Below are 5661 nucleotides of genomic sequence, written 5' to 3'. Positions count from 1 at the left end.
CCGTCACAGCCCAGCGCCAGCGCCTCGAAGCTGAGGTCGTCCACGCCGATGAAGAGTTGGTAGCGGCTGCCCAAGAGGTTGCGCAGATCGGTGACGCGGCGAATATTGTCGGTCGACTCCTTGATCGCGACCAGCCATTCACAGTCGGCCAATTCGGCCATGTCCTCGGGTCTAAGGTCGACCCGGTAGGCGACCGGGTTGTTGTAGAGCATGGTCGGCAGCGCGGCGGCGGCGCAGATCGTGCGCACATTGGCGATCGCCTCGCGGGTGTCGGCCGGGTAGAGCACGGCCGGCATCAGCATCAGGCCGTCGACGCCGATGCGGGCGGCGCCCTCGACATAGCGCAGCGCGTTGCGGGTGCTGGTTTCCGACACATTGGCCAGCACCGGCACACGGCCGGCGGCAACGCGCACCGCGATGCTTGCTACTTCGAGCTTTTCTTCCAGCGTGAGGGTGCTGGCTTCGCCGAGCGAGCCGCCGGTGACCAGACCGTCAACGCCGCCCGCGATCTGGAATTCAAAGTGGCGCTCCATTTCGGCCACGTCCAGATCCTCATTCGGCTTGAACTTGGTCGTGACGGCAGGAAAGACGCCACTCCAGCGCGGCAGATTGGCTTTGGCTTGTGCAAGCATGATGATTTCCTTTAAGTATTCTGTAAATATATTTGACGATAACCTTGTGCCCAATGCGTGTCAACCTCATATCGCTGCGGGTAAGTCGGAGCCTGACGCCGGCCGCTTGATGCCCGCTGGGGCGCTTACAATCCGCCGTTCGTTCGCCCGCGGCTTTTGTTCAGAGGTCAAGAGCCGGCTTGGGCGCATTCATATCTAAGGAATCTGTTGTGTTTATTTCCAATGCTTTTGCCCAGGTCGCTCCGGCCGCCACAGGTAGTACCGAATCCAGCTTGCTGAGCATGTTGCCGCTGGTGTTGATGTTTGTGGTGCTGTACTTCGTGATGATCCGGCCCCAGATGAAACGCCAGAAGGAACACAAGGCCATGATCGAGGCCATCGCCAAGGGCGACGAGGTGGTGACCACCGGCGGCCTGTTGGGCAAGATCACCAAGCTGGGCGAGAGCTTCATCACGATCGAAGTGGCCACCGGCGTTGAGTTGCAAGTGCAACGCGGCGCCGTGGTGCAAGTCTTGCCCAAGGGCACCGTCAAGTAAGACCAGCCACTGGTCGAGCTGCGTTTTTTTTAGGCTTTTACCAGCCCCAAGCTGCCCGCCGCCTCGCCGGTCGGGCAGCGCCCCCCCAGCAAAGCATGGACCGGCGCTGCGCGCTGCTCAAGTGTGGCGGCCGGGTTTCAGAGGAAGCACCATGAACCGTTATCCGCTGTGGAAGTACGCGATCCTTGTTCTCGCGTTGCTCGTCGGCACCATCTACACGCTGCCCAATATCTTTGGTGAAGCGCCGGCGGTGCAGGTGTCCAGCGCCAAAGCAACGCTGAAGGTCGACGCCGGGCTGCAGGCGCGGGTCGAGGCCGCCTTGGCTGAAGCCAAGATCAAGCCCGACTTTGTGCAGTTGGAAGGCAATTCCATCAAGGCACGGTTCGGCGATCTGGATGCGCAGATTCAAGCCAAAGAGGCGATCAGCAAGGCCATCAATACCGACCCGGCCGATCCGGCCTATATCGTCGCCTTGAACCTGCTGTCGCGTTCGCCGCACTGGTTGTCCAGCCTGCATGCATTCCCGATGTATCTGGGCCTGGACTTGCGCGGTGGCGTGCATTTCTTGATGCAGGTCGATATGAAATCGGCGCTGACCAAGAAGGCCGAGTCGCTGACCGGCGATGTGCGCACGCTGTTGCGTGACAAAGGCATTCGCCATGCCGGCATCAGCCGCGACGGCAATAGCGTGGTGATCGCTTTCCGCGATGCCGCCGTGCTCAAGCAGGCGCAGGACTTGCTGAGCACGCAGCTCGGCGATGTGCAGTGGACCAGCAGCAACGAAGGGCTCGAGCAGCGCCTGACCGGCAGCCTCAAGCCGACCGCTATGGTGGCGGTGCAGGACGCCGCGCTGAAGCAGAACATCAGCACCCTGCACAACCGGGTCAACGAGTTGGGTGTGTCAGAGCCGACCATTCAGCAGCAAGGGCGCGACCGCATCGTGGTGCAATTGCCCGGCGTGCAAGACACCGCCAAGGCCAAGGACATCATCGGCCGCACCGCCACGCTGGAATTGCGCATGGTCGACGACAGCGCCGAGGCGCAAGCCGCCTTGGCCGGCAGCGGCCCGGTACCGTTCGGCACCGAGCGCTTTGTCGACCGCGGCTTCGGCCCCATCATCGTCAAGCGCCAGGTGGTGCTGACCGGCGAGAACCTCACCGACGCCCAGCCCGGCTTTGACGAGAACCAACAAGCCTCGGTCGATCTGACGCTGGACGCCAAGGGCGGCCGCATCATGAAGGACATGTCGCGCGAGAACATCGGCAAGCGCATGGCCATCATCCTGTTCGAAAAGGGCAAGGGCGAGGTCGTCACCGCGCCGGTGATCCGCAGCGAGTTGAGCGGCGGGCGGGTGAAGATTTCCGGTTCGATGAGCACGCAAGAAGCCAGCGACACCGCCTTGTTGCTGCGCGCCGGCTCTTTGGCCGCGCCGATGGAAATCATCGAAGAAAAGACCGTCGGCCCAAGCCTGGGCAAGGAAAACATCGAAAAAGGCATTCTTTCGGTGACCTGGGGCTTTGTCGCCGTGGCGATTTTCATGAGCCTCTATTACCGCTTGTTTGGCGTGATTTCGTCGCTGGCACTGGGCTTCAACCTGCTCTTGTTGGTGGCGCTGCTTTCGATGCTGCAGGCGACGCTGTCGCTGCCGGGGATCGCCGCGATCGCGCTGGTGCTGGGCATGGCGATCGACTCGAACGTACTGATCAATGAGCGCATTCGCGAAGAATTACGCGCCGGCGCAAACCCACAAGCCGCCATCACGATCGGCTACGAGCGCGCATTTGCCACCATTCTTGACTCCAACGTCACCACCTTGATCGCCGGCTTGTCGCTGCTGGCCTTCGGCTCCGGGCCGGTGAAGGGCTTCGCCATCGTGCATTGCCTGGGCATCCTGACCTCGATGTTCTCGTCGGTGGTGTTCTCGCGTGCCCTGGTCAATCTTTGGTACGGCAAGCAGAAAAAGCTCAAGACGCTGTCGATCGGACAGATCTGGATTCCCCCCACCGAGGTGAGCGTGGCCGATCAGCCCGTCGCCAAGTCTTAATTAGACGGAGCGAAAAAAATGGAACTGTTCCGTATCAAACGGGATCTCCCGTTGATGAAGCATGCGTTGATCTTCAACGTCATTTCCTTCGTCACCTTTGCCGCAGCGGTGTTCTTCTTGGCCACCCGCGGGCTGCACTTTTCGATCGAGTTCACCGGCGGCACCGTCATCGAAGCCGAGTACGCCCAGGCCGCTAACGTCGAGAAGACCCGGCAACTGGTCGAGAAGCTCGGCTTTGGCGAGGTGCAGGTGCAGAACTTCGGCAGCACGCGCGACGTGATGATCCGCCTGCCGCTGCGCGCCGATATCAAGCAGACCGAGCAGGTTGACCTGGTCTTCGGCGAACTCTGCCGGGCCGAGTCGGGCACCATCAGCCAGCGCCAAAGCATCAGCGACAAAGGCGAGTCCATCAGCAAGCAGGTTTGCATGACGGCCGCCGGCGTCGAGCCGATCAAGCTGTCGCGCAGCGAGGTGGTCGGCCCGGCCGTCGGCGCCGAGTTGGCGCAAGACGCGGCCAAGGCCTTGTTGGCGACCGTGATCGGCATCATGATTTATCTGGCCTTCCGCTTTGAGTGGAAGTTTGCCGTCGCCGGCATCATCGCCAATCTGCATGACGTGGTCATCATCCTGGGCTTCTTTGCCTATTTCCAGTGGGAGTTTTCACTCTCGGTGCTGGCGGCGGTGTTGGCCGTGCTGGGGTACTCGGTCAACGAGTCGGTGGTGATTTTTGACCGGGTGCGCGAGGCCTTCCGCAAATACCGCAAGCTGACGACGCATGAGGTGATTGATCACGCGATCACCAGCACCATGAGCCGCACCATCATCACTCACGGTTCGACCCAGATGATGGTGTTGTCGATGCTGATCTTTGGTGGCCCGACCCTGCATTACTTCGCGGTTGCACTGACCATCGGCATCTTGTTCGGCATTTACTCGTCGGTCTTTGTGGCGGCGTCGATCGCGATGTGGTTGGGCGTCAAGCGTGAAGACTTGGTCAGCACGCCGGTCAACAAGGGCGACCCAGACGATCCAAACGCCGGGGCCCTGGTGTAGAGTGCTTTCAGCATCATTCATCTAGCCTGGCTGCACTCCTAAACCATGACCGTTGTCGCTCGCAACAAGGCTATCGCCACCCAGGCGCGGCGTATCTACATCGAGGCGTTGGTGAATGGGGTGGTGGCCTTGGGGCGGGTCATCAATGAAGCGGCCGCCAAGTTGCTGCTGCAGCCGGTTGAGTATGCGGTGATGGTGGCGCGCCGCGACGGCGTGCAGGCCTGGAATCGCCACGGTCCGGCTTGGCAAGCGGGTGTGATCAGCGGCATTCGGCATGCGGCCGTTTACGGCGTCATCGAGGTCAGCAAGGCGTCCGAACCCGCTAACGCCGCAAGCCCACTCAGCTTGGTCGACGATGACACCATCGAGCGCGAAATCACCGCCTCGCGGCTGTCGTTGGCGATGATGGACAAAGCGACCTGGGAGTTCACCGATCTGCGCACCCGCATGCAGGTGCTGGAGCAACAGGATGAGTTGGCGGCCCAGGATTTGTTTCGCGCCAATGTGGTGGCCAAGCTGGTGCTGGATGCCTGGACCCGCAGCGGCCTGAGCAATTCCGACTGGCAGATGCTGCGCAGCGAGTTGCACCAGGAGTTTGCCCAGTTGCTGGGTGAGGCCTATCACGAGGTCAATGCCTGGCTGCTGACCCAAGCGGTGATGCCTGAGGTGGATCTGCGGCCGTTTATCCGCCGGGCCGCCCAGGCGGCCGGTACACCGGCCTATCCAGGCATGTCGGCCGAGGGTCAACTGCGCGGTGGTGGGCCCATCAGAGGCGGTTCAGGGTTGCCGATGGGGTCGAAGTCGACGCTCGGGCACCCTTCGGCGCTTGCCGCACGCAGTCCCATCAGCAGCCAGGCCGAAGAGGTTTTACGGCTGCTTCAACGTATCGTCGGCGGCCAGGTGCCGGCCTTCGCCTCCACTCGGCACGATGGCCGTGCGGCGGCCCTGAGCGCCGGCGCCACAGCCTTGGCGCCCAGCCCCGGCGGCGCCGCGACCGGCCTGGCGCCGCGCCTGAGTTCGGCCATCAAGCATGCGCAAGAGGCGCTGCAGCGCGCGCCTTTGCAGTCGCCGGGCGCGCCCGAAGTCGCCGCGCCGCAGGTTTTGGAGGAGTTGCAGACCCGCAACCAAGCCTTCAAACAAGTCCTCAAGCAGGCGGCCGAAACGCCGGCCGAGCGCGCCACCATCGAGTTGGTGGCGATGATGTTCCAGAGCATCTTGATGGAGGAACATATTCCCGCCACGGTGCGCGTCTGGTTTGCGCGCTTGCAAATGCCGGTCCTGCGGGTCGCGGTCAGCGAGCCCGACTTCTTTGCCACCACCGACCATCCGGCGCGGCAGTTGATCGACCGCATGGGTTCTTGCGTGATGGGTTTCAGCGCCGGGGCCGGCGGCGGCA

At 62.4% G+C, this 5661-nt stretch carries 5 protein-coding genes; 4 read left to right on the top strand and 1 reads right to left on the bottom strand.

Features of this window, described 5'->3' with window-relative positions; genetic code table 11:
- Positions 1 to 632, bottom strand: a 632-nt coding sequence (locus tag RMO57_RS15215) for a dihydrodipicolinate synthase family protein (protein ID WP_310388035.1), incomplete at its 3' end; no start/stop codon positions are given.
- Between the two features lie 209 nt (positions 633 to 841).
- Between RMO57_RS15215 and yajC the strand changes: the two genes are divergently transcribed.
- From yajC to RMO57_RS15195, 4 genes are all read left to right on the top strand, one after another.
- Positions 842 to 1168, top strand: a complete 327-nt coding sequence (gene yajC, locus RMO57_RS15210) for a preprotein translocase subunit YajC (protein ID WP_310388034.1) — start codon at positions 842 to 844, stop codon at positions 1166 to 1168.
- Positions 1169 to 1319: 151 nt separating this feature from the next.
- Complete coding sequence (gene secD, locus RMO57_RS15205; protein WP_310388033.1) at positions 1320 to 3212, top strand: protein translocase subunit SecD; 1893 nt, start codon at positions 1320 to 1322, stop codon at positions 3210 to 3212.
- 18 nt (positions 3213 to 3230) lie between these two features.
- Positions 3231 to 4265: a protein translocase subunit SecF gene (gene secF, locus RMO57_RS15200; protein ID WP_310388031.1), complete on the top strand. Its 1035-nt coding sequence runs from the start codon at positions 3231 to 3233 to the stop codon at positions 4263 to 4265.
- 45 nt (positions 4266 to 4310) lie between these two features.
- Positions 4311 to 5661 (top strand): DUF1631 family protein (locus tag RMO57_RS15195; RefSeq protein ID WP_310388029.1); only part of this gene is annotated, 1351 nt, incomplete at its 3' end.

The organism is Roseateles sp. (assembly GCF_031397715.1).
GTDB lineage: Bacteria > Pseudomonadota > Gammaproteobacteria > Burkholderiales > Burkholderiaceae_C > Paucibacter_A.
Note: the sequence above shows the minus strand (reverse complement) of the source record. Positions and strands in the feature narration are given on the sequence as shown.

What these genes read in the sequence shown, in the direction of transcription:
- secD (WP_310388033.1), top strand. Translation starts at nt 1,320, where the DNA reads ATGAACCGTTATCCGCTGTGGAAGTACGCGATCCTTGTTCTCGCGTTG.
- secF (WP_310388031.1), top strand. Translation starts at nt 3,231, where the DNA reads ATGGAACTGTTCCGTATCAAACGGGATCTCCCGTTGATGAAGCATGCG.